Below are 213 nucleotides of genomic sequence, written 5' to 3' on the forward strand. Positions count from 1 at the left end.
CATGAAGGAGTAGCTATCGTCCCAGAAAGCATAATCCCGCGATGATGCTGCAACCTGCGCTTTTTGGCTCTCTATCGCCTCGAGTACCCGGCTCTGATTCCGTCGTGCCGCCGTATCCTCCAGTTCGAGAAAGCTCGGCATAACGGTCAGTTCGAGAGCTGCCAGATTTAGAAGCGCCGATATTCCGACGACGCCGACAAGGGCTAGATTGAT

General features: G+C 54.5%; 1 protein-coding gene. It reads right to left on the bottom strand.

The features are described from left to right. Positions 1 to 213, bottom strand: a 213-nt coding sequence (locus ACZLZQ_RS24285) for a hypothetical protein (RefSeq protein WP_472951892.1), incomplete at both ends; no start/stop codon positions are given.

This window comes from Mesocryomonas lacus (assembly GCF_055730105.2).